General features: G+C 34.3%; 26 protein-coding genes. 17 read left to right on the forward strand and 9 right to left on the reverse strand.

Annotation, left to right across the window (positions count from 1 at the left end):
- Both J0N78_RS19880 and J0N78_RS19885 read left to right on the forward strand, forming a co-directional pair.
- Nucleotides 1-154, forward strand: a 154-nt coding sequence (locus J0N78_RS19880) for an IS3 family transposase (RefSeq protein WP_209124967.1), incomplete at its 5' end; no start/stop codon positions are given.
- A gap of 156 nt (nucleotides 155-310) precedes the next feature.
- Entirely contained in the window at nucleotides 311-1,168 is an 858-nt protein-coding gene (locus J0N78_RS19885; protein WP_209124873.1) for an MFS transporter, read from the forward strand.
- Nucleotides 1,169-1,289: 121 nt separating this feature from the next.
- Here J0N78_RS19885 and J0N78_RS19890 read toward each other — a convergent pair whose 3' ends face one another.
- From J0N78_RS19890 to J0N78_RS19900, 3 genes are all read right to left on the reverse strand, one after another.
- On the reverse strand, nucleotides 1,290-1,499 hold the full coding sequence (locus J0N78_RS19890; protein ID WP_209124874.1) for a DUF1657 domain-containing protein: 210 nt from the start codon (nucleotides 1,497-1,499) through the stop codon (nucleotides 1,290-1,292).
- A gap of 156 nt (nucleotides 1,500-1,655) precedes the next feature.
- A complete protein-coding gene (locus J0N78_RS19895; protein WP_209124875.1) occupies nucleotides 1,656-2,369 on the reverse strand; it encodes a DUF421 domain-containing protein in 714 nt (237 codons plus the stop codon).
- A gap of 56 nt (nucleotides 2,370-2,425) precedes the next feature.
- Nucleotides 2,426-3,040, reverse strand: coding sequence for a hypothetical protein (locus tag J0N78_RS19900; protein WP_209124876.1), 615 nt, complete (start codon nucleotides 3,038-3,040; stop codon nucleotides 2,426-2,428).
- 119 nt (nucleotides 3,041-3,159) lie between these two features.
- Here J0N78_RS19900 and J0N78_RS19905 point away from each other — a divergent pair, with 119 nt between their 5' ends.
- Nucleotides 3,160-3,363 carry a DUF1657 domain-containing protein gene (locus tag J0N78_RS19905; RefSeq protein WP_209124877.1) on the forward strand — a complete coding sequence of 68 codons (204 nt, stop codon included), beginning with the start codon at nucleotides 3,160-3,162 and terminating at the stop codon, nucleotides 3,361-3,363.
- A 248-nt stretch (nucleotides 3,364-3,611) separates the two neighbouring features.
- Here the strand turns inward: J0N78_RS19905 and J0N78_RS19910 are convergent, their stop codons facing one another.
- The gene (locus J0N78_RS19910; protein WP_209124878.1) at nucleotides 3,612-3,968 is read right to left on the reverse strand and encodes a DUF4363 family protein; all 357 of its coding nucleotides are present in this window, start codon (nucleotides 3,966-3,968) and stop codon (nucleotides 3,612-3,614) included.
- Nucleotides 3,969-4,072: 104 nt separating this feature from the next.
- On the opposite strand from J0N78_RS19910, the gene J0N78_RS19915 reads away from it, so the two are divergent.
- Nucleotides 4,073-4,936 (forward strand): DUF421 domain-containing protein, encoded by an 864-nt coding sequence (locus J0N78_RS19915; RefSeq protein WP_209124879.1) that lies wholly within the window; start codon nucleotides 4,073-4,075, stop codon nucleotides 4,934-4,936.
- 145 nt (nucleotides 4,937-5,081) lie between these two features.
- Here J0N78_RS19915 and J0N78_RS19920 read toward each other — a convergent pair whose 3' ends face one another.
- Nucleotides 5,082-5,873: a potassium channel family protein gene (locus J0N78_RS19920; protein WP_209124880.1), complete on the reverse strand. Its 792-nt coding sequence runs from the start codon at nucleotides 5,871-5,873 to the stop codon at nucleotides 5,082-5,084.
- 227 nt (nucleotides 5,874-6,100) lie between these two features.
- On the opposite strand from J0N78_RS19920, the gene J0N78_RS19925 reads away from it, so the two are divergent.
- On the forward strand, nucleotides 6,101-6,472 hold the full coding sequence (locus J0N78_RS19925) for an ion channel (RefSeq protein ID WP_209124881.1): 372 nt from the start codon (nucleotides 6,101-6,103) through the stop codon (nucleotides 6,470-6,472).
- Nucleotides 6,473-6,632: 160 nt separating this feature from the next.
- Complete coding sequence (locus J0N78_RS19930) at nucleotides 6,633-7,052, forward strand: universal stress protein (RefSeq protein WP_209124882.1); 420 nt, start codon at nucleotides 6,633-6,635, stop codon at nucleotides 7,050-7,052.
- A gap of 172 nt (nucleotides 7,053-7,224) precedes the next feature.
- Here J0N78_RS19930 and J0N78_RS19935 read toward each other — a convergent pair whose 3' ends face one another.
- Both J0N78_RS19935 and J0N78_RS19940 read right to left on the reverse strand, forming a co-directional pair.
- Nucleotides 7,225-7,836, reverse strand: a complete 612-nt coding sequence (locus tag J0N78_RS19935; RefSeq protein ID WP_209124883.1) for a class I SAM-dependent methyltransferase — start codon at nucleotides 7,834-7,836, stop codon at nucleotides 7,225-7,227.
- Between the two features lie 19 nt (nucleotides 7,837-7,855).
- Nucleotides 7,856-8,038 (reverse strand): helix-turn-helix domain-containing protein, encoded by a 183-nt coding sequence (locus tag J0N78_RS19940; RefSeq protein WP_209124884.1) that lies wholly within the window; start codon nucleotides 8,036-8,038, stop codon nucleotides 7,856-7,858.
- Between the two features lie 204 nt (nucleotides 8,039-8,242).
- On the opposite strand from J0N78_RS19940, the gene J0N78_RS19945 reads away from it, so the two are divergent.
- From J0N78_RS19945 to J0N78_RS19965, 5 genes are all read left to right on the forward strand, one after another.
- Nucleotides 8,243-8,425, forward strand: a complete 183-nt coding sequence (locus tag J0N78_RS19945) for a hypothetical protein (protein WP_209124885.1) — start codon at nucleotides 8,243-8,245, stop codon at nucleotides 8,423-8,425.
- Between the two features lie 617 nt (nucleotides 8,426-9,042).
- A complete protein-coding gene (locus J0N78_RS19950) occupies nucleotides 9,043-10,503 on the forward strand; it encodes a SulP family inorganic anion transporter (RefSeq protein ID WP_209124886.1) in 1,461 nt (486 codons plus the stop codon).
- A gap of 90 nt (nucleotides 10,504-10,593) precedes the next feature.
- Nucleotides 10,594-11,013 carry a universal stress protein gene (locus J0N78_RS19955; protein WP_209124887.1) on the forward strand — a complete coding sequence of 140 codons (420 nt, stop codon included), beginning with the start codon at nucleotides 10,594-10,596 and terminating at the stop codon, nucleotides 11,011-11,013.
- Nucleotides 11,014-11,143: 130 nt separating this feature from the next.
- On the forward strand, nucleotides 11,144-11,299 hold the full coding sequence (locus J0N78_RS19960) for a hypothetical protein (RefSeq protein ID WP_209124888.1): 156 nt from the start codon (nucleotides 11,144-11,146) through the stop codon (nucleotides 11,297-11,299).
- A gap of 140 nt (nucleotides 11,300-11,439) precedes the next feature.
- Nucleotides 11,440-12,561, forward strand: coding sequence for an NAD(P)/FAD-dependent oxidoreductase (locus tag J0N78_RS19965; RefSeq protein ID WP_209124889.1), 1,122 nt, complete (start codon nucleotides 11,440-11,442; stop codon nucleotides 12,559-12,561).
- 192 nt (nucleotides 12,562-12,753) lie between these two features.
- On the opposite strand, the gene J0N78_RS19970 is transcribed toward J0N78_RS19965, so the two are convergent.
- Nucleotides 12,754-12,930: a YfhD family protein gene (locus J0N78_RS19970; RefSeq protein WP_209124890.1), complete on the reverse strand. Its 177-nt coding sequence runs from the start codon at nucleotides 12,928-12,930 to the stop codon at nucleotides 12,754-12,756.
- A 40-nt stretch (nucleotides 12,931-12,970) separates the two neighbouring features.
- Nucleotides 12,971-13,108 carry a hypothetical protein gene (locus J0N78_RS19975; RefSeq protein WP_209124891.1) on the reverse strand — a complete coding sequence of 46 codons (138 nt, stop codon included), beginning with the start codon at nucleotides 13,106-13,108 and terminating at the stop codon, nucleotides 12,971-12,973.
- Between the two features lie 313 nt (nucleotides 13,109-13,421).
- Between J0N78_RS19975 and J0N78_RS19980 the strand changes: the two genes are divergently transcribed.
- The 6 genes from J0N78_RS19980 (at nucleotide 13,422) to J0N78_RS20005 (ending at nucleotide 20,267) form a co-directional block, all read left to right on the forward strand.
- A complete protein-coding gene (locus tag J0N78_RS19980) occupies nucleotides 13,422-14,318 on the forward strand; it encodes a hypothetical protein (protein ID WP_209124892.1) in 897 nt (298 codons plus the stop codon).
- A 209-nt stretch (nucleotides 14,319-14,527) separates the two neighbouring features.
- On the forward strand, nucleotides 14,528-15,727 hold the full coding sequence (locus J0N78_RS19985; protein ID WP_209124893.1) for an acyl-CoA dehydrogenase family protein: 1,200 nt from the start codon (nucleotides 14,528-14,530) through the stop codon (nucleotides 15,725-15,727).
- A gap of 34 nt (nucleotides 15,728-15,761) precedes the next feature.
- A complete protein-coding gene (locus J0N78_RS19990; RefSeq protein ID WP_209124894.1) occupies nucleotides 15,762-16,919 on the forward strand; it encodes an acyl-CoA dehydrogenase family protein in 1,158 nt (385 codons plus the stop codon).
- A gap of 244 nt (nucleotides 16,920-17,163) precedes the next feature.
- Nucleotides 17,164-18,081 carry a carbohydrate ABC transporter permease gene (locus tag J0N78_RS19995; protein ID WP_209124968.1) on the forward strand — a complete coding sequence of 306 codons (918 nt, stop codon included), beginning with the start codon at nucleotides 17,164-17,166 and terminating at the stop codon, nucleotides 18,079-18,081.
- Nucleotides 18,081-18,908, forward strand: a complete 828-nt coding sequence (locus tag J0N78_RS20000) for a carbohydrate ABC transporter permease (RefSeq protein ID WP_209124895.1) — start codon at nucleotides 18,081-18,083, stop codon at nucleotides 18,906-18,908. The genes J0N78_RS19995 and J0N78_RS20000 overlap by 1 nt, the downstream gene beginning before the upstream one ends.
- Nucleotides 18,909-18,983: 75 nt before the next feature.
- Nucleotides 18,984-20,267, forward strand: a complete 1,284-nt coding sequence (locus tag J0N78_RS20005) for an ABC transporter substrate-binding protein (RefSeq protein WP_209124896.1) — start codon at nucleotides 18,984-18,986, stop codon at nucleotides 20,265-20,267.
- Nucleotide 20,268 lies beyond the last annotated feature (1 nt).

Genomic DNA, 20,268 nt, shown 5'->3' on the forward strand with positions numbered 1-20,268 from the left:
AATGTATTACGGGGAAGCATTGTGCTCATTTGAGGAATTACAAAAGAAAATTGAAGAATATATCAATTATTATAATAACAAGCGTATAAAGCAAAAATTGGCAGGTATGAGTCCGGTTCAATATCGAAACCATACCAGCCAATTAGCCGCTTAATATAATACTCTAACTTTTAGTGGTCACCTCATATTTTCTTACTTAAGAGTAGGCTTTTTTGCATGTCCTATTATAAATTATTCATTATAAAGACGTTGAAAAGTACCAACTTTATAAAAATTGCTTTGATTTTATAATTAAAAGTTTACTTACAATTTGTTTATTTGTTATATTTTTGGGAGTTTTTTAAGTGCAGCTGCTTTACCACCGTTTAATGCGTGGTTAATAGACCAAGTGGGTTGGCAGATGTCTTGGTTAGTATGGGCAGTACTGTTAATTGCAATTTTTGTACCGCTAGCATTTATCTTTATTCGTAATAAACCAGAGGATGTTGGTTTATTCCCAGATAACTTAACGGAAAAAGAAATCTCTCAATATAGCTCTAAACATTCTACGATTTTTGAGGAAACCTGGACTGTTAAAGAAGCGATGAGAACGAAGGAATTTTATCTATTATTGTTTTGTGTTGCAACAGCATCAATGGTAAATACCGGCATCATTTTTCATTTCGTACCGATCCTATCCGAAAGTGGAATCGGACGTACTCAAGCTGCTTTTATTTTGAGTATTATGGCGATGGTCTCTTTTCCAATTACCTTTTTAGCAGGCTTTGTCGTTGAACGAATAAAAGTAAATTATGTTTTAGCCTTTGTTTTTTTGGGTCAAATAGGAATTATGATGATGTTGATTTTTACTGAGTCCTACGGTGCAGCCATTTTATTTGGTATAGCACGAGGCATTGTTGGTGGATTTGAAGTAATTAGCTTAGGGATTATATGGCCAAATTATTTCGGTCGTGCAAATATCGGAAGTATTAAAGGTGTTTCTGCAACGATTATGGTTATCGGATCAGCACTCGGACCATTACCATTTGCATTAGCTTATGATCGCTTCGCTAGTTATCATGAAATCCTTTATATCATGATGATATTCCCTTTACTTGCTATGTTTTTTGCAATCATCTCAAAAAAACCGGTAAAAGATAACAGTAAATTAAACGAACAGGCATCATAAACTCGATACAAAGATCGAGTTTAAGTAGAAAAACGAAAAAGAATATGCTTGTTGATAATTGTAGAACAACGTCCCAAATGATGGTGAATCACTTGGGACGTTGTTTGTCATGTAGTTGATTTTATTGGTTTTGATTAAATTGAGGTTCCTCTTGAAGAACTTGATCGTAACGGGTTTGTAATTGTTGTACAATATTTTTTTGTTGTTGAGCGAGTTGTTGAAACGTTTGTTTGGCCTGTTGGTTTTGAGTTTCAAGAGAAAATTGTGTTAAACTTGCTTCTACACTTTGTGCTGATGCTAATGCTTGTTGAAGTTGTGTTTGTACCGTCAAGAAAAATCCCCCTTTAATTTTAAGAACTACAGATTATAGTATGTAAAAAAAAATGGACTTTATTCTAGGTGAATTCTACAAAGTTCTGTTGGATTATTATAATTTTGTTTTTAATTTGGGGGTATCACTAATTATTGTCAGGTAATACTCCAATTCTTAATGTTGGATACGTTGGTATCGATCATCTTTTTTTGTGTATGCGAGGTGCAATTGTCCCTCATCGTTCAATGTACATAGAAATATACTGTTAATTCTTGAAACGCCTTCACTTTGTAATCGTTGATATAGAGATTCTGGAGTTAATTTAAGTTCTTTTAAAATTTCTTGCTGTATAACGCCTTCAATTATGACTGGATAGGATATTCCACTGCTTTTCTTATGAACCCCTAAATCTTCAAGACTCGGAGTTGATTTCTCTGCTTTTTTTTGCACACTAATCGCACCGTTCGCTTCAATAATAGCTAGCTGTACATCATTGATGTCAAATACGTTATTCTGTCGAAGTAACTGAAGAATATTATCGATAGTAAATTGAATTTTCTTTAGGTTGTCAATTAATAATTTCCCATCCTTGACAACAACTGTTGGCTCAAAAGTAATTAACTTACCAAATTTTCTTTTTTTTATTGCGATTTTTGCTACTAATTTTTGAAGAAGGCCGATTGTAATTATGGCAAAAGCTGTAGGAAGATGTTTAACTGAAGGATCAGCTAAATCAGCACCAGTGACACTTGCAAGCGTTACTATTATTAAAAAGTCAAAAATAGGGACTTGTCCAATCGATCTTTTACCCATCAGTAAAGTAATAGCAAGTAATAATGGGAAAATCGTTAGGATCCGACCTAATATATTTGCAAGTTCGTATACCATATCTGCATTCCTCTTTCTTACAAAATCGTACATTTATTTTTCGCATTTTATTTAATTTATATATTATGATTACTTATTCTTTGCCAGATGGAGTAAAATATAACAACAGAAATATCAAAAAAGTAAATAATAGACCATAAATAGCTAAGTAAGTTGAACAGCATATTATTAAATAAATTTGGAATTGTATACAAATATGACTGATTGTAAAGAAATAACAAAATACTTGTTACATTAATGTTTAAGTTACTATCAATTAATAACCAAATAAAATGAATACTTATATAAGCAAAAGTATGTATATAAAACAATTGCTTTTTGTAATAAATATAGTCATATAAATCATCATTAAAAATTTGCCTTTTCTTCTTTATTTTATGTTGAAGATATTGATCTAACCGTTGAATATCAGAACTTCCTAAAGTACTTGCATAAATGATAAAAAGGATAATAATGACTTGAAATAATGAAATTGTCCCAGTAAAGTAAAAATCTATACCTACCAATAAAGCTTGAAATAATGTACATAATATAATAATGGCTAAAAATAATTGACTCAACCTATCAACAGTAAACTTGTAACGAGTAATTAATAACATTATTATTGAAAACCACGTCAGAGCTTCTGAAAAGATAAATAGTATCCATTCGTTCTCATATAACATTGACACAGATTATCACCTCCCATTGGTACAAGTGTATGAGCGATGAATATACAATATGTTTAAGTTAAATACTCATAATATTATTCAAATATTACTGAATATAAAGGAGAGGTGGTAAGGGGATTATGACGGTAAACTCTCAAGTAAAGCAAGCATTGGCTACTGCTAAAAGTGTACAAGCTAATTTTGAAACATTTGCCTTGCAAACAAAGGATGAAACTGCAAGGCGAAAGTATGATCATGCTGCTCAGCAAATTCAAAGCTTAATCTCAGAATTAGAAATGAGGGTAGCGGAAATTGAACAAGAAGAACCAGAATTTCGTGGGTGAAAAATACAATGGACGTTACAAGTAATAAGAAAAGCGGAAGCGCCCGTTTAGCGGCGTATATCCTTGCACCCCTCCGTATGAGATAAAGGAAACACGGCGAGTGCTAGCGTGGCGATGTTGACTTATCGTAAGGAGAGGGAGCGAAGTCCACTAGACGCTGGGCGCTGCAACTAGACATCATCTGAAAAGTTATAATTTCTTACCTCTTCAAAAAGGAGAAGGGGGACTCAAATGCTAGGTATCCCCTTTTATAGATCATATATAAAAAGTATCCTATGCTTTAATTGCCGTAATCCTACCTTACTTTCTAATTTTTCGTTTTCTTTAATCGTTTCTTTCAATTTTTCTATTTCCAATTCAAGTTCCCTATAATCATCAAGTCCACCTAAAAATTGCATTTTCCACTTTCGATTTCTATAATCGATCTGGAAGTCATTGATAACGCTTAAGGCTTGTTCCCAATCTTCCTTTTCGACGTAATCTTGAAGTAATTCGATTTTGTTAAAAAGAATTTCATCTTTTTCCATTATCGTTAAATTACTACAACCCGTTATAAGTGAACCCAACATTATTAAAAAAACTACAAAGTTTATGTGTTTACTCACATTACCACTCCTCAAATAATATCTTTTTCCAAATCTCGTATGATAGTCCTTAGTTTGCCCAATAATGTTAAAAAAGTACGTTTTTTGGCTTAGGAGTGAACTCGATGAATGAATTGACTACCGTTTTGATCCGTGGAATCGTTGGATTCCTCTTGATGCTCATATTAGCTCGAATAATGGGTAAAAAACATATAACAGATATGACGTATTATGAATACATTGTAGGTATTTCAATTGGTAGTATAGCAGCGGAATTAACGTTTGGTACGCAAGTAAGGATATCTAATTTTATATTGGGAATGGTCATTTGGGCGCTGTTACCGATTGCTATTTCAAAATTAGAATTGAAATCATTTCGATTTCGAACAATCACGGAAGGAAAACCAACAATTTTAATTGAAAATGGACAAATCCTTGAAAAAAACTTAAAAAAGGAAAACCTAACAATCGATGAACTAATGATTCATCTTCGTCAACAAAATGCATTTAAACTATCAGAGATTGAAACAGCGATTATGGAAAAAAACGGACAAGTTAGCGTTATGAAAAAGAGTAATCTTCAACCGGTAACACCAAAGGATGTAGGCTTATTAATTGAACAGGAGAACCAGCCACGAATCGTTATTATCGATGGAAATGTTATGGAAAAAAGTTTAACCGATTACGGATATACAAAAGAGTGGTTATTAGGAGAAATCTTGAAACAAGGCGCAAAAGATTTTTCAGATGTTTTTTTAGCACAAATTGATTCAATGGGAAATGTTTATGTTGACTTATATAATGATCAAATTAAAATGCCACAAATTAAACAAAAGCTATTAGTGGCAGCTAACATAAAGCAGCTACAGTCAAATTTAGTGAACTTTTCTCTGCAAACAGACAATAAAGAAGCAAAGGAAATGTACAAAACGTATGCGAAGCAAATGGATCAATTGATGAATGATATGTCGGTATACTTAAAAGAGTGATGAAAGTACACCATTTACATTAAGAAAGGGTGTCCAAAAAGTGCTAATGGACATCCTTTCTAAAAGTGATCATAAATGATTTTTTAATAGTAAATTCGATTATCCTTTCACAATCATTTACGTTGTATATGATAAATGTAAATAATTACGTATAATTATGTAGAGCTTTAGAAGCCATTAATGTAGAAAATGGCTTATTGGATAAAATAAATTCATCAATATAATATTGATTAGTATTAGAGATGTGATCTTCATCTAGAATTTCAACGATAGTATAGACATCTACGTTTGCCTTTTTTGCTAAATGTTTTATAGTTGAAGCAACTAATAATATTTTTCCATCTTCAGCTGCTTTATCTAATACTTGATCAGGAGCAAAAATACAAATAGAAGCTGCAAATAAAGCATTTGCTTTTTGAAGGATGTCTAATTTTGTAGCATCTCCTTGAACATAATGAATATTTTTATGATTGATTGGCGAAGTATTGGCTTGGTCTATTAAAACGATATCAACCTTTTGATTTTCAGATAAAACCTCTTCAATGGTGATTTTAGTTTTTTGTGACCAATTAATCATTACAATATGGTTTGTTCCTGTATACCCCAATATTTCCTTCTCCTTAAGTTCTTCATAATTATTTAATAAATCAATCCATTTCGCTATCATAATTGCGAAAAAACCAATGCCAACAAAATACAAAAATATAGAATACAATTTTCCTATGATCGTTTTCGGAATATAATCACCAAACCCAACCTGTGAAATCGTAGTCATTACATACCAAAAGCCATTAAAAGGTGATTTAAATTCTTTTGGTTCTAATAAATACACGATAAAAGAACTAATAATAATAAATAAAACCCCACCTAAAATCAGTTTCCAATGCTCTATATTTATGGTTTTATCTATTACCTTTTTTATAAGGCTAAATATCATAGTTACGACTCCTAATAAATGTATCTCATTATTTAAAAATTAGTAAATTATGGCCTATTTTACATAACTATTATTTACTTAAACGTTGGATTCTATTCAATACGCTAAGGTGCATAAGAATAAAAAGCTTGGATATAGGAGCGATAATCGTCCTGGTCATTCTTCTACTTTTTTAGGAACTGCATATAATTTATATAAAACTATAAAAAAGGGAGAAGGCTTTTTATATGTTTTATCGGATTCAAAAAAGAGAAACCACCTATAAACTTTTTATTTTTTTATTGTTATATATAAATATTTGGCTAACCTTTACCTTCATATATTTCCTGCTAGACATGATAAACGTAGGACCCGTTGTTGACCATTACGCTTCACCAGCTCATCAAGCTAGTGGCCTTGACAGAATAACAAGGTCACTCTATTTGAGTTCAATTACATTATTATCCGTAGGTTATGGGGATGTTACTCCATTCGGGTGGTCAAGAGCAGTTGCAACTGTACAAGCACTCATTGGTTATTTATTACCAGTTGTTATTGTTATCCAATTTATTTCACCTAACCGAAATGTAATAAGGAGAAAAAATCTAGACAGAAGATAATAGCTCGTAAAATTTTTTTCTAAATGTATTTTTAAAATTTTGAAAAACGACTATTTATGTTGCATTTGGTTTGTGTTAAAATATTGAAAGAATATTCTGTTAATATATTCATTCAATATAATAATAAAAATAAGATTTGAGTGAGAAAGTAGGGGATGAGATGTTTCAACAAATACTTTTAGCAGCAGATGGTTCTAAACACTCCATTCGCGCTGCCGAAAAAGCTGTTCAATTAGTCAAAAATCAAGCCAATAGTTTAGTTGAAATTATCTACGTCATCAATGGGTCAACCTCTAAGGCAGATGTATTACGTAATATTAACTCACACCAAATTGAAGAAAGACGTCGTGAAAAGTTAAAAGAAATTATAAATATTTTCACAACTGAAGGCATAAAACATCAAATTAATTTTCTACGTGGTGAACCAGGTCCAACAGTCGTTGAGTATGCAAATGGGAAAAATTTTGATTGTTTAGTCATAGGTAGTAGAGGCCTAAATGCTCTACAAAGCATGGTGTTAGGAAGTGTAAGTCACAAAGTGGCAAAACGAGTAAAATGTCCAGTAATGATTGTTAAGTGAAACAAATTGTAAGCGCTTACCATAATACAAGTGAAAACTTTCCACTAAAAGTATATGTTGAAATAGAGGGGACTCAAAAGTAATATATCAGACACCTCAATCCCAAAATATAGTTGGTATTATCACTATATTTTGGGTTAAATCGAGAAGTGCAGATACTAATGAGTACCCATTACTTTCGACAAACAGCAACACCTAATGGGTAATATACATCCTTTCTTGGTGGTTCAATCGTAACCCCGCGCTGAAAGAAAATTTCCTTTTCTTTAAATTCATGAAATAATTTTTCAAACTCACTAGGTGTAAATTGATGAACGTGAAAAGGGTAATTACAAGGCATGCCTTTTCCTTCTCCAAAAGGAGTTGATAGAACGAGCGTGCCACCAGGGTTTAACAAATTATACATATTTCTCATGAACTGATCGTCGTCTTGAACATGTTCAATCGTTTCGAAGCTTAAGATCGTATCGAATGTCCCTAGTTTTTCTAGTAATTGTTTATCTATTACGTTTGCTTGTACAAATTTTATAAGTGGATGGTAATGATTTCCCTTCGCATAAGCTAGCGTATCTTCACAAATGTCAGCGGCAATGATTTCATCAATCTCTTTTTTTCTAACTTTAGCTACCATTTGACTTCCGTACCCAGTTCCGCAAGCAATATCTAAAACTCTTCCCCTAACATAAGGGGTTGAAAAATAATACCTTGCTGTGTGTTCCAATAACATCATATTCGTTGGCTTCATTAATTTAGGGATTACTCGTTCACCCGTATCTTTTAACATACTTTATTCACCGCTTTAATTAAATTCTTTCTCCATTTTTAAGCTTCTCTATTAGATCAGATAAATCCGATTTCTTTACTCGCCAATGGCGTCCTATTTTAAAAGCAGGAATTCTACCTTCTTGTACTAATTTATATGTTGTCATTTCACTGATTTGTAAATACTTAGCCACTTGGGAAACAGTCAAAATTTCAGGTTCCAATTCTCAAAACCACCTTCCAATAAAAATGAATATGTTATTTTATAATACAATATAAATAATTATTAATAAATGAAAATCAATTTAATTTGTTACAATTTTGTGTTATAGTACAATAGTAGAACCTCTAAATCCTCATTGTTTACCCACAAACAATATTCCCAGATCGTGCGAAAAAGAAAAACAAAATAAAGAAAGGTGGATAGAATGAAAAATGAAGATTATTTAAATTTAGAAGAACGAAGAAAAATTGAAGAACTAACTGACCGGATGGTAAGTAAAGCTACTGAAGGAGAAATAAAACGCTGTATCACCGAAATTACAATGATAAAAGAACGGGCAAGACTTCGTCAGCTTGATAGTTCAAAAAAAGTAAATAGAAGAGGCTGACGACAAATACGTCAGCCTCTTTCGATTCCCTTCCTACAAGGAATCTGCATATGAAACTAATTTAATTTTACATTTGATTTTCGATAGTGACAAGCAATTAGTACAAGATTAATTGACCAGTTAAAATAAAAAGCTGTTTTCGTAAACTTTGTTGCTATTGGACCGTTTTTTGAACATAAATCAGCCAGATGGACAAATTCATTTGTCCATCTGGCTGATTTATGTTCAAAGGCTTCACGCCAAAGCGTGAAGAACCAAGCTTTTGCTTGGTTAACGGTCCAATAGCTAAAAGCAACAATCTTTTTAGAAAAGAGCCAAATAAAAAGATCCTATTTATATTAAATATAATTAATTTATAAATGATTATAAATAAAATAGTTATCTTCAATTAAAAAATCATTGATAGCATTTAGTTATTAAATAATGTCGTTTTTGTGAAAACAATAATAATTAGATGATTTTAGGAGTATTTAAGAGAAAACAAGCTATGTTTTACGCTTACATAGGGATTTTCAATTTAAGTTAAACATGATATTATTTCTTTTGTTAACAACGGTCCTGATTTTCGTGAGAGTCGAAAATCAAACTACACAAAAAATTTAGGAAGAGGTGCTAGATTGAATTTACAAACAATTAAACAAGAATGGTTTAGTAATGTAAAAGGAGATACACTTGCAGGTATGGTTGTTGCCCTTGCATTAATACCAGAAGCAATCGCATTCTCAATTATTGCTGGGGTAGATCCAATGGTAGGCTTATATGCATCGTTCTGTATTGCAGTTGTTATTGCCTTTGTCGGTGGTAGACCAGGGATGATTTCAGCCGCGACAGGCGCGATGGCCTTGCTAATGATTACATTAGTTGCTGATCACGGGTTACAGTATTTATTAGCGGCAACAATTCTAACAGGTATTCTCCAAATTCTTTTCGGGGTATTTAAGCTTGCTAGATTCATGAAGTTTGTTCCTCGATCAGTAATGGTAGGCTTCGTTAATGCACTAGCTATTTTAATTTTCACATCTCAGCTGCAACATTTTGTCGGTGAGACATGGATTATGTATGCGTTAGTTGCTTTAACACTTGCAATTATTTATATTTTACCGAGATTTACAAATGCAGTTCCATCAACATTAGTAGCGATCATTGTCGTTACGGTAATCGCGATCTTTGCTAACTTTGGTGTTAGAACCGTTGGTGATATGGGAGCTTTGACACAATCTTTACCCGCGTTTATGATCCCGCAAATCCCATTAAACTTTGAAACTCTTATGATCATTTTCCCATATTCGTTGGCACTTGCTATTGTCGGTATTCTAGAGTCGTTATTAACAGCTTCAATCGTTGATGATATGACAGATACTGAAAGTGACAAGAATAAAGAAAGTCGCGGACAAGGAATTGCAAACATCGTAACTGGTTTCTTTGGTGGTATGGCTGGTTGTGCTATGATTGGTCAATCTGTTATTAATGTAAAATCTGGAGGGAGAGGGCGTCTGTCTGCCTTAATAGCTGGTGTTTTCCTTATGTTCTTAATTGTAATGTTAGGAAATCTTGTTGTTCAAATTCCAATGGCAGCCCTTGCTGGTGTTATGATTATGGTTTCGATCGGAACATTCGACTGGAATTCATTAAAAACACTGCACAAAATTCCAAGAACTGATGCAACAGTTATGGTTGTTACAGTGGTCACAGTTGTTGTTACTCATGACCTTGCTAAAGGAGTATTAGCTGGAGTTGTTTTAAGTGCAATTTTCTTTGCTGCAAAAATTTCAAAAGTTCATGTTACAAGTATGATGGCTACAGGTGGTAAAAAGCGAGTATACCGCGTTCGCGGTCAAATCTTTTTTGCTTCTGTCACTGACTTTATGACGAATTTTAATTTTAAAGAAGAAATTGATACAGTAGAAATTGATTTATCTGAAGCTCATTTGTGGGATGATTCTGCAATTGGTGCACTTGATAAAATCGAAATGAAATTTGAACAAAGTAATATTAAAGTAGAATTTACTGGCTTAAATAAAGAAAGTTCTCAATTAATGGATAAAATCGGTGGCGCATCAAAAGCTTCCGGCCATTAAAGTATTTGAAAGGCGAAAAGCTATATCCTGTATGATATAGCTTTTCATTATATAGAGATATAAATTTGAATTTTGGGGAGTCGTGATGAAATGTTTCAACGAATTCTTTTAGCAGCAGATGGATCAGAACATTCTTTAAGAGCAGCTGAAAAGGCCATTGCACTAGTAAAAGGAAAGAAAGATGCTATAATTGAAATTATTTATGTTGTGGACGGGGCAACATCGAAAGCAGATGTCCTTCATAATAGAGGTTCCATAGAGATTGCAAATAAAAGGAAAGAAAGACTCAAGGGGATCGTCGAGAAGATAGAAATAGCAAGAATCAAGTACGAAATAAAAACACTTCATGGTGATCCTGGTCCGACTGTTGTTGACTATGCAAATGAACATGAATTTGATTGCGTATTACTAGGAAGCAGAGGTTTAAACCGCCTGCAAAGTATGGTACTTGGAAGTGTAAGTCACAAAGTAGCAAAACGTGTTAAAAGTCCTGTAATGATTATTAAATAATTTGTAAAAAGGTTGCTTCCGTTTTACCGGTAGTAACCTTTTTCACTTGGCAAAATAAGTTGACCATACATAAGTACACCAATTATTGAAAAAACTGAAGATGAACAATAGTAAAGGGGGTTTTAGAATAATGGCACGTGGCAAAAGTTTAAATCATAAGAAAAAAAGTCATCCTGGTGAATTTCCGAAAAATAGTGAAATGAAAAAATCAAAAGTTGAATCGTCTGGAGATGATGGATACTTAGTAACAAAAGAAGCTTTTAAAAACCGTTTTCCGGAAGAATAACAGCTCAGGTACTTCATTAATTGGTAAACTTGAGTTTACAAACTTTAACTATTCCGGTAAGAGACTGACCGTTTGTCAGTCTCTTTGCTTTTTTGTAAAATGAACTGATGAATATAATTGATACAGAAAAGGTGTATAAAATGCAAAAATACGTTGTAATCGGTGGAGGAATTCTTGGCTCATCTACTGCTTATCATCTTGCAAAAACAGGTGGAAAGGTTACATTAGTCGATCGCAAAGATCTAGGACAGGCTACGGATGCTGCAGCAGGAATTGTGTGTCCATGGCTTACCCAGCGAAGAAATAAAGCATGGTATAAACTCGTTAAAGGAGGAGCGAAATTTTATCCTGCATTGATTCGCGAATTAGAAGAAATTGGGGAAACAAATACAGGGTATACAAAGGTTGGAGCACTCAGTTTACATACAGATGAACTAAAGCTAGACAAAATAGTTGAACGTGCACATAAAAGAAGAGAAGAAGCACCAGAGATCGGTGAAATTACAAAACTAACGCCGACAGAAGCTAAAGCGTTATTTCCGCCGCTAGCAGAAGAGTATGGTGCAGTTCATATTAGTGGAGGTGCGCGTGTAAACGGACGAGCACTACGGGATGCGATGATCAATGGCGCTAAAAAGCACGGAGGTGCTTTGTTATACGGCAATGCGACTTTAGTCTTCAATGGGAATCAGGTGACCGGCGTAAAGGTTGGTGGGAATTTTCTCGATGTTGATCAAGTAATCATAGTTGGAGGAGCATGGACAAAGGAATTGCTAGAACCACTCGGTATTAGATTCTTAGTTACACCACAAAAAGCGCAAATAGTTCACCTAGAAATACCAAATACAGATACAAGTGATTGGCCTGTCATTATGCCTCCTAATAATCAATATTTACTTGCATTTGAGGACGGCCGTGTTGTTGTAGGTGCGACGCATGAAGATAAAATGGGATTTGATACCCGTGTGACACCTGGAGGACTTCATGAAATTTTCGATAAAGCATTAACGGTAGCCCCCGGATTAGCAAATAGTACATTGCTTGAAACAAGAGTTGGGTTTCGGCCATTTACCCCAGGTTTTCTTCCTATCATTGGTCGCTTACCAAAGTTCAACGGAATTTTCGTTGCTAATGGTTTAGGGGCATCAGGTTTAACCGCTGGACCTTATTTAGGGGCAGAACTGGCAAAGCTTGTATTAGGACAACCGACCGAGATTGATATAAATCAGTATGATGTGGCTGGAGCAATAAATAATGATTGATTTTAATATGGATTAGATCAACTAGTTTATCATTAGACAATTGCTAGCATTTTGATATCAGATATCTATTATATAACTATCATTTCGTAAATAGAAAATATTATTGATTGAAATAACAGTGGAGAACTATTATTCCACTGTTATTTCGAATTTCTTTATTTTACAAATAAAATGAATATGCTGATTTCTTCTCTATTTTCGATCAACTTCAGTTGGTGAATAGCCTGGCCTTGCTTTTAAATCATAGCGGTCATCAAGTTCTTTTGCCAATTCCAAATCTTGGTCATCCGTTTTGATATCTTTTTTAGGTGTTTGCGGTAATCCAGCTTTGTTCTTATCTCTTGCTTTTTGATTTCTAGCTCGTCCCATTTTTTAATCGTCTCCTTCTTGTTAGCAATTTAATCTCATCTTAATATTCAATGTCTTCATAATCTTTCGGTTGGGGGACAGGTTGCTTGTCTTCTCTTTTTGAAACAACATCCAAGTTTTGCAATTGATCTTGTTGCTCATTTCTATGCTGAGTTTTTTGTTTTTTTTGTTTTTCCATCAGTAAAACCCCTTTCTCAAGTTCTACGTTTAATCTGTTCTAATCATTTGTTATCTATACTTTGAAAAAGCTTAGTTAACTGTAGAAGAATATGGAACAATATACTAAAATAGATAAAAGATAGAAGATAAAGAGTCGGAGGGTGAGAATGACAAATGACGCAAAGAAATGTCCAATTTGTAATCAGGAAAATCAATGTGGGAATGAACGAGAAGAGCATAACTGTTGGTGTAGTTAGAAAGTTATGAATCCATTCAACAAATCAACTTATGATTATACTTTACAGATCAATAATAATTTAGGAGGAGAACCAATGAATTCGAATCATCCTTGGTATATTTTAAGTTATGCTTTAAGTAATGAAGCTGCTATTTTAGAGGATTGCCTGGAGCAATTACAGAACGTCCCTGAAGATGGGATTGCCGTGTTACCTGAATACTTGGCAAACTCCGTTAAGTTTTCTGAAATCGCTTTTTCGAAACTAAAAAAATTTAGTATTGAACAAAAAATTAATATCATTACAACTTTAAACATTATTCCTCAGAATTTACCACATGCACAATTAGGTAGAAACTACAATACATTAACGATCTTCACAAAAGATGGCAAAGTACATACTCCGCAAGCTAAAATTACAGCTCAATCGTTTGAACGGATCCAGTATGATGAAAAGTTTCCTGCTATTAATGTAGGAGATTATGAGTATTTAAACAAAGTAGAAATGGTCATAAACGGGCAGCAAAAAACTGCATTATTTATCATTTGTTCTGATGTTTATACGTTATTGGCTGGAGTAAAAGATATTGAGGATTTAAAAGCTGACATATGGATAATTCCTGGAAACTTTGGCAACGGGGCAGAGCAAGCAGTTTATCGGTTAACAAAAAAATTCAAAGAAGCAGGCATGTTTGACACTTTGATTTTTTCAAACCCTTATCAAAACTTAAAAAAACCAACTCATAAACCATTAGTGCAAAAAGCAACGGACTACATCACACGTGATAAAACAGAAGAAATAAAAATACTAACTGATTGGGACCGAATTCAATTAATCAAAGAAAATGTTTGTATTTATCCTGATGAACAAATACCAAGCTTTGTTCATATGGCTAGCATGACTACCATGGACAAAGGTAGGTTAACGATAGGTATGAGCCGATTTGCTGTTGATGTTAAAGTAGAGAAGTATGCTGAAATTATATATTTATAATGATCTTTTTGCTTTGGTTTCTACAAAAGACGCTGATTATAACAGTGTCTTATTTTTTTCATACAATATTTTGCTTTAGCAATTGAACTGTGATTTAAATCACAGAATATTCATAGAAAGTATAGTTTAATTAAATAAAGTGTGGGTAATATACCGGAAATTAAAGTTCTCTAATAGTTTAATCTTCAATAATAAAGGAGTGAATCGAATTGTATGATTTTAGTCCATCCACCGAGCAAAAAGACCTCCTACGCAAAGCGACAGCATTTATGAATAATTATGTTTACCCTAATGAAAAGTATATGCTTCCTCATCGTGGAATTCCTGAAAACATACTAAAACCACTACAAGAAAAGGTAAAAGAGTTAGGAATGTGGGCAGCGCACCTCCCAAAAGAGGCTGGAGGAACAGACATGGGATTTGTTTCTCTTGGTCTCCTTTCTGAAATCATTGGCAGAAGTCCAATCGCTCCATATATTTTTGGCTCAATGGCGCCAGATTCAGGGAATTCGGAAATTTTATGGCACGCTGCAACACAAGAACAAAAAGAAAAGTACTTAAAACCATTAGTTAATGGAGATATTCGGTCATATTTTGCCATGACTGAACCTGAAGTTTCAGGCTCTGATCCGCGAATGCTTCGCGGAAAAGCGGAATTAGAAAATGGAGAATGGGTGATTAACGCATCTAAGTGGTTTTCAACAGGTGCATCTGGTGCTGCTTTTTCAATCGTAATGGTAGTCACAGATCCATCGGCACCACCACATAAAAGAATGAGCTTATTCCTTGTAGATTCGAATACACCGGGGTGTGAGATCATTAGAGAAGTTGATGTTATGGGGGATCATATGGTGGGAGGACATTGTGAGGTTCGCTTTACGAATTGCCGAATTCCACTCGAAAACATGTTAGGTAATCGAGGGGATGGCTTTAAGTTAGCACAATTACGGCTTGGACCTGGGAGAATTACTCATGCCATGCGGTGGTTAGGTGTGGCTAAACGTAGCCTTGAAATTTTGATTGAATATGCAAGTACATCAAAGAAAAACGGAACTCCCCTTAGTAAGGATCAAACTATTCAGAATTTCATCGCTGATTCAATGACTGAAATTCAAGCTGCACGTTTATTAACATTACAAGCCGCATGGAAGATGGATCAGTGTGATGAAGCAAGAACAGATATTTCTATGATCAAATTATACGGAGCACAAATGGTCAACAATGTATTGGATCGTGCGATTCAAGTACTTGGAATGTATGGTTTATCTAGAGATACACCGCTTGAGGGTTTATTTCGTGAAGCGCGGGCAGCAAGAATTTATGATGGACCTGACGAGATCCATCGAATGGTTATTGCTAAACAGGCTATCAAAGAGTACGAGGAAGACCAATTGCTTCCCTTTAATTAAAGGGAAGAACTTTCGTATATGAAGGGGGAAAACGATGAAAGAAGAAATATTAATAGAGGATGATTTACGATTACTACAGAAAAACATTCAATCATTTATCCAGAATGATGTAGTTCTTGAGGAACAAAAGGTAAAATCTAGTTTAGAAAAATTACCAGAAAATATAATAAATAAACTCCAAACGACTATGAAAGAAATAGGATTATGGTTTATGAACGCCAAAAGAGAATGGGGAGGAGCAGAATTATCCATTTATGATCAAGTCCATTTGAATGAAATAGCGGCTCAACATCATCGTGGAATTTATCATCCTGGCGGAGGTGCTTTTGGGAGTGATATCCCGAGCTTTTTAGAAAATTGTACAAAAAAACAACTTAACAATTATGTGATCCCATCTATTCAATCTGGGCGTGGTTGTTACGTTGCGATAAGTGGGAAACATGAAGGAGATCATCCTGAGTATTTAGATGTCCAAACTACTTCATTACAAAACGGGTGGCTAATAAATGGACATAAATCATATGTAAGTAACGTAGATCAAGCTTTTTTTGGGATCGTTTTAGCAAATGTTATAGAAAACGGAAATAAAAAACCTACTTTATTTATTATTGATCGTGAAGATTTTATACAAAAAGATCACAAAAAACTCCTCGATGTAAGAACCCTAAGTGATATTGCTTTTAATGACTTATTTATACACAAAGATCGTATAGTAGGAAAAGTGGGAGAGGGCGATACACTTTTACAATCTTGGGTTACAGAATCTCAGTTATTATTGGCAAGCCGTTGTATTGGAGTTGGTAAACTGGCCCTTCAGCTAATGTTAGAATACGGGCAAATGAGAATTACTAGAGGACAACCGCTCACACAATTTCCTTCAATCCGAACAATGATTGCAAGTTCAGCAACAGAACTTGAGGCAGCCAGATTATTAGTAAAGCAAGCTGCAAAATATGTTGCTACTAGTCTTGATGAAGGCTCATACTTTGCAAAAATGGCAAAGCTATATACTACAGAAGTCGTATTTAAAATTGTCGACCATGGATTACAAATTCATGGGGGAGCTGGCTTTACAAAAGATTTGCCATTTGAACGATGGTATAAAGAATTACGGATGGCGCGTGTCGACTTCATGAGTTCAGAAATTATTCACGATCATATCGCAAAGACGATGTTAGATAAGCAAAGCTAATGTATAGAAAAAATGTAAAATAGTGCACACCAGCTGCTGGAGTGCACTATTTTTTATCTTATGTGGCTAGAAATAGTGTTAAGAGGTCACAAAAGTGCACCTTATTAGTCAATACAGTTACTATTCTATCTTTGATAATCTCACTATAATGTGATTAAGAAAGCGGTTACAAAAATTTAATGATAGGGTGGTGAGAACATACATGAGTATGCCGGAATTAAAAACGACTTTAGAACCGGATAAAATGAAAGCGGTAACAAAAACTAAATTGAATTCATCTAAAAAGAAAACGAGGCTTAAAAGATTTTTAACGTATGCGGCATTTGTTGGACCGGCCCTTATCTTCTTTTTAGTCATACAACTCATTCCTTTTTACTTGGGAATCTATTATTCATTCACATCATGGAATGGGATAAGCTCAGCTACTGAGTGGGTAGGTATTGACAATTACAAACGTATTTTTACAAACGACCAAAGATTTTTTGACTCATTTCTATTTACAACAAAATTTATGCTTGCTGCCGTAATCATTAGTAATATTATAGGTTTTTCACTAGCTTTACTATTGAACGCAGCCTTAAAAACAAAAAATATTTTACGAACTGCCTTTTTCATCCCGAATGTCATTGGGGGATTATTACTAGGCTTTATCTGGCAGTTTATCTTTGTTCGAGGGTTCTCAGCAATTGGAGAACTGACAAACCTAGCTTTTTTTCAACAGCCATGGCTAGGTGATGAAAAAACAGCATTTTGGGGCATCGTCATCGTATTTGCATGGCAAATCAGTGGTTATATGATGGTCATTTACATTGCTGCTTTACAAAGCGTTGATAACTCTTTACTTGAAGCTGCAAGAATTGATGGAGCTAATTCTATTACTATCTTAACGAAAATTATCATCCCATTAATTTTACCAGCATTTACGATCTGCTTCTTCTTAACCATTTCAATGGCTTTTAAGATTTTTGACTTGAATATTTCATTAACAGGTGGAGGGCCATTTAACTCTACACAATCTGTTGCGATTAATATTTATCAAGAAGCTTTTACAAATAACAACTACGGTTTAGGAACAGCAAAATCTATTGTATTCTTTCTTGTCGTCGCACTATTCACAACAATCCAAGTTATGATTACGAAAAAAAGGGAGGTCGAGGCATAATGAATAATAAATATACGAAAAGGACGTTTGTTCTTGAAATATTTGCTCTTATATTAGGTCTCATCTTTCTTGTCCCTTTTTACTTCGTCATTGTTAACTCTTTAAAAGGTTTTTCTGAAATACTAATCGATGCTGCAGCATTGCCAAGAGAATGGTTGTTTTCCAATTACGTAAAGGTTTGGGACATCCTAAGCTTCCCAAAAGCCTTTTGGAACTCACTTGTTATAACGGTTCTAAGTAATATTGGTATTGTTATTATTAGTTCCATGGCCGCTTGGAAAATGGTACGAACACCAGGAAAGTTTAGTAAAATTTTATTTATCATCTTCGTTTCAGCGATGGTTATTCCCTTCCAAGCCGTTATGATCCCGCTAGTCAAACTAGGTGGAACGCTTGGCATTATGAATAGTATTCATGGAATTGTCATTATGTATTTAGGATTTGGTGTACCGTTATCTTTATTCCTTTATCATGGATTTATGAAAACGATACCAGTTGAAATTGAAGAAGCTGCTCGTATAGACGGATGTTCACCGTTCGGAGTATTTTGGAGAATTGTTTTTCCACTATTAAAACCGATCACTGTCACAGTTGTTATTTTAAATACACTTTGGATATGGAACGATTATTTACTACCACTTCTTGTTTTACAAGATGCATCATTACGTACCATTCCGCTTGCGACAAGTTCCTTCTTTGCTCAATATACAAAGCAATGGGATATGGGGCTAGCCGCACTTGTGATGGGTATTACGCCAGTAATCGCCTTTTTCCTTATTTTACAAAAACATATTATTAAAGGAATTGCGTCAGGATCAATTAAATAGTTTTCAAGTTTTGTAGTTTCTACTACAAAAATCTATTATATTAAAAAACAAGGGGTTTGAAGGAGGTCATTGCGAATGAAACGACTATTTTCAGTTTGTATGTCGTTAATGTTAATCGCTGGAGTTGCAGCAGGTTGTTCATCGAATGAGGAAAGCAATACGACTGAGGAGAACAACGAATCGACGACAGAAGAAGTAGTAACATTAAACATGTTCCAATTTAAAGTCGAAATTGCTGATCAATTGCAAGAAATGTTAAAGGAGTTTGAAGCTGAGCATCCAAATATTAAGGTAAAACTTGAAACGGTTGGTGGCGGTGCTGACTACGGTGCAGCTCTTAAAGCAAAATTTGCATCAGGAGAAGCTCCAGATATCTTTAACAATGGTGGATTTACAGAATTAGGACTTTGGAAGGAGCATTTAGAAGATCTAAGCGACCAACCTTGGGTAGAACATGTTCTACCAATTGGAAAAGTACCAATGACGGATGAAGATGGAAAGTTATATGGTATGCCAGTAAACTTAGAGGGTTATGGCTTTATTTATAACAAAGATCTATTCGAACAAGCAGGAATTACAGAACCGCCTTCTAAATTTTCTGAATTATTGGCTGCTGCTGAAAAATTAGAGGCAAATGGAATTACAGCATTTTCTGCCGGATATGCTGAGTGGTGGGTTATTGGACAACATTTGTTAAACATCGGCTTTGCTCAGCAAGAAGATCCTGTAGCTTTTATTGAAGGATTATCTGATGGCTCTGATTCGTTTATTGGAAACGAGCGATTTAAAGAATTCCAACAAGTTGTTGATATGGAACTAAAATATGGAAATGCTAATCCGCTAACAACAGATTACAATACACAAGTTACATTATTTGCAACGGGTGAAGCAGCAATGCTCCAACAAGGGAACTGGACTGAGAATATGATTTATGAGATTAATCCAGACATGAACATGGCATTCCTACCAATAGCAATTAATGATGATGCTAGTGTTGATCGTCTAGCTGTAGGTGTACCAAATAACTGGGCAATCAACAAAAATTCAGAGCACATAGAAGAAGCAAAACTTTTATTAGATTGGATGGTTTCTTCTGAAACAGGTCAACGTTACATGACAGAAGAATTTGCGTTCATCCCAGCATTTGATAACATTGAACCAGCAGGCTTAGGTGCATTAGGAGAATCTATTTTAGAATATTCTGTTGCAAATAAAACAATTCCTTGGACTTGGTTCAGGTGGCCAGATGGAGCAAATAAAGATTTCGCTGCAGCTATTCAAGAATATGCAGCAGGTCAAATTACGTATGATCAAGTGCTAGAAAAATTCCAAGCAACATGGGATAATTTAAAAAAATAAC

It is taken from the genome of Alkalihalobacillus sp. BA299 (assembly GCF_017745675.1).
GTDB lineage: Bacteria > Bacillota > Bacilli > Bacillales > Bacillaceae_F > Alkalihalobacterium.

Coding starts and splice junctions, on each gene's coding strand:
- J0N78_RS19980 (WP_209124892.1), top strand. CDS start 13,422: ATGAATTCGAATCATCCTTGGTATATTTTAAGTTATGCTTTAAGTAAT.
- J0N78_RS19975 (WP_209124891.1), bottom strand. CDS start 13,108: ATGGAAAAACAAAAAAAACAAAAAACTCAGCATAGAAATGAGCAACAA.
- J0N78_RS19935 (WP_209124883.1), bottom strand. CDS start 7,836: ATGTTAAAAGATACGGGTGAACGAGTAATCCCTAAATTAATGAAGCCA.
- J0N78_RS19945 (WP_209124885.1), top strand. CDS start 8,243: ATGAAAAATGAAGATTATTTAAATTTAGAAGAACGAAGAAAAATTGAA.
- J0N78_RS19915 (WP_209124879.1), top strand. CDS start 4,073: ATGAATGAATTGACTACCGTTTTGATCCGTGGAATCGTTGGATTCCTC.
- J0N78_RS19905 (WP_209124877.1), top strand. CDS start 3,160: ATGACGGTAAACTCTCAAGTAAAGCAAGCATTGGCTACTGCTAAAAGT.
- J0N78_RS20000 (WP_209124895.1), top strand. CDS start 18,081: ATGAATAATAAATATACGAAAAGGACGTTTGTTCTTGAAATATTTGCT.
- J0N78_RS19970 (WP_209124890.1), bottom strand. CDS start 12,930: ATGGGACGAGCTAGAAATCAAAAAGCAAGAGATAAGAACAAAGCTGGA.
- J0N78_RS19995 (WP_209124968.1), top strand. CDS start 17,164: ATGAAAGCGGTAACAAAAACTAAATTGAATTCATCTAAAAAGAAAACG.
- J0N78_RS19895 (WP_209124875.1), bottom strand. CDS start 2,369: ATGGTATACGAACTTGCAAATATATTAGGTCGGATCCTAACGATTTTC.
- J0N78_RS19965 (WP_209124889.1), top strand. CDS start 11,440: ATGCAAAAATACGTTGTAATCGGTGGAGGAATTCTTGGCTCATCTACT.
- J0N78_RS19990 (WP_209124894.1), top strand. CDS start 15,762: ATGAAAGAAGAAATATTAATAGAGGATGATTTACGATTACTACAGAAA.
- J0N78_RS19930 (WP_209124882.1), top strand. CDS start 6,633: ATGTTTCAACAAATACTTTTAGCAGCAGATGGTTCTAAACACTCCATT.
- J0N78_RS19960 (WP_209124888.1), top strand. CDS start 11,144: ATGGCACGTGGCAAAAGTTTAAATCATAAGAAAAAAAGTCATCCTGGT.
- J0N78_RS19920 (WP_209124880.1), bottom strand. CDS start 5,873: ATGATATTTAGCCTTATAAAAAAGGTAATAGATAAAACCATAAATATA.
- J0N78_RS20005 (WP_209124896.1), top strand. CDS start 18,984: ATGAAACGACTATTTTCAGTTTGTATGTCGTTAATGTTAATCGCTGGA.
- J0N78_RS19925 (WP_209124881.1), top strand. CDS start 6,101: ATGTTTTATCGGATTCAAAAAAGAGAAACCACCTATAAACTTTTTATT.
- J0N78_RS19955 (WP_209124887.1), top strand. CDS start 10,594: ATGTTTCAACGAATTCTTTTAGCAGCAGATGGATCAGAACATTCTTTA.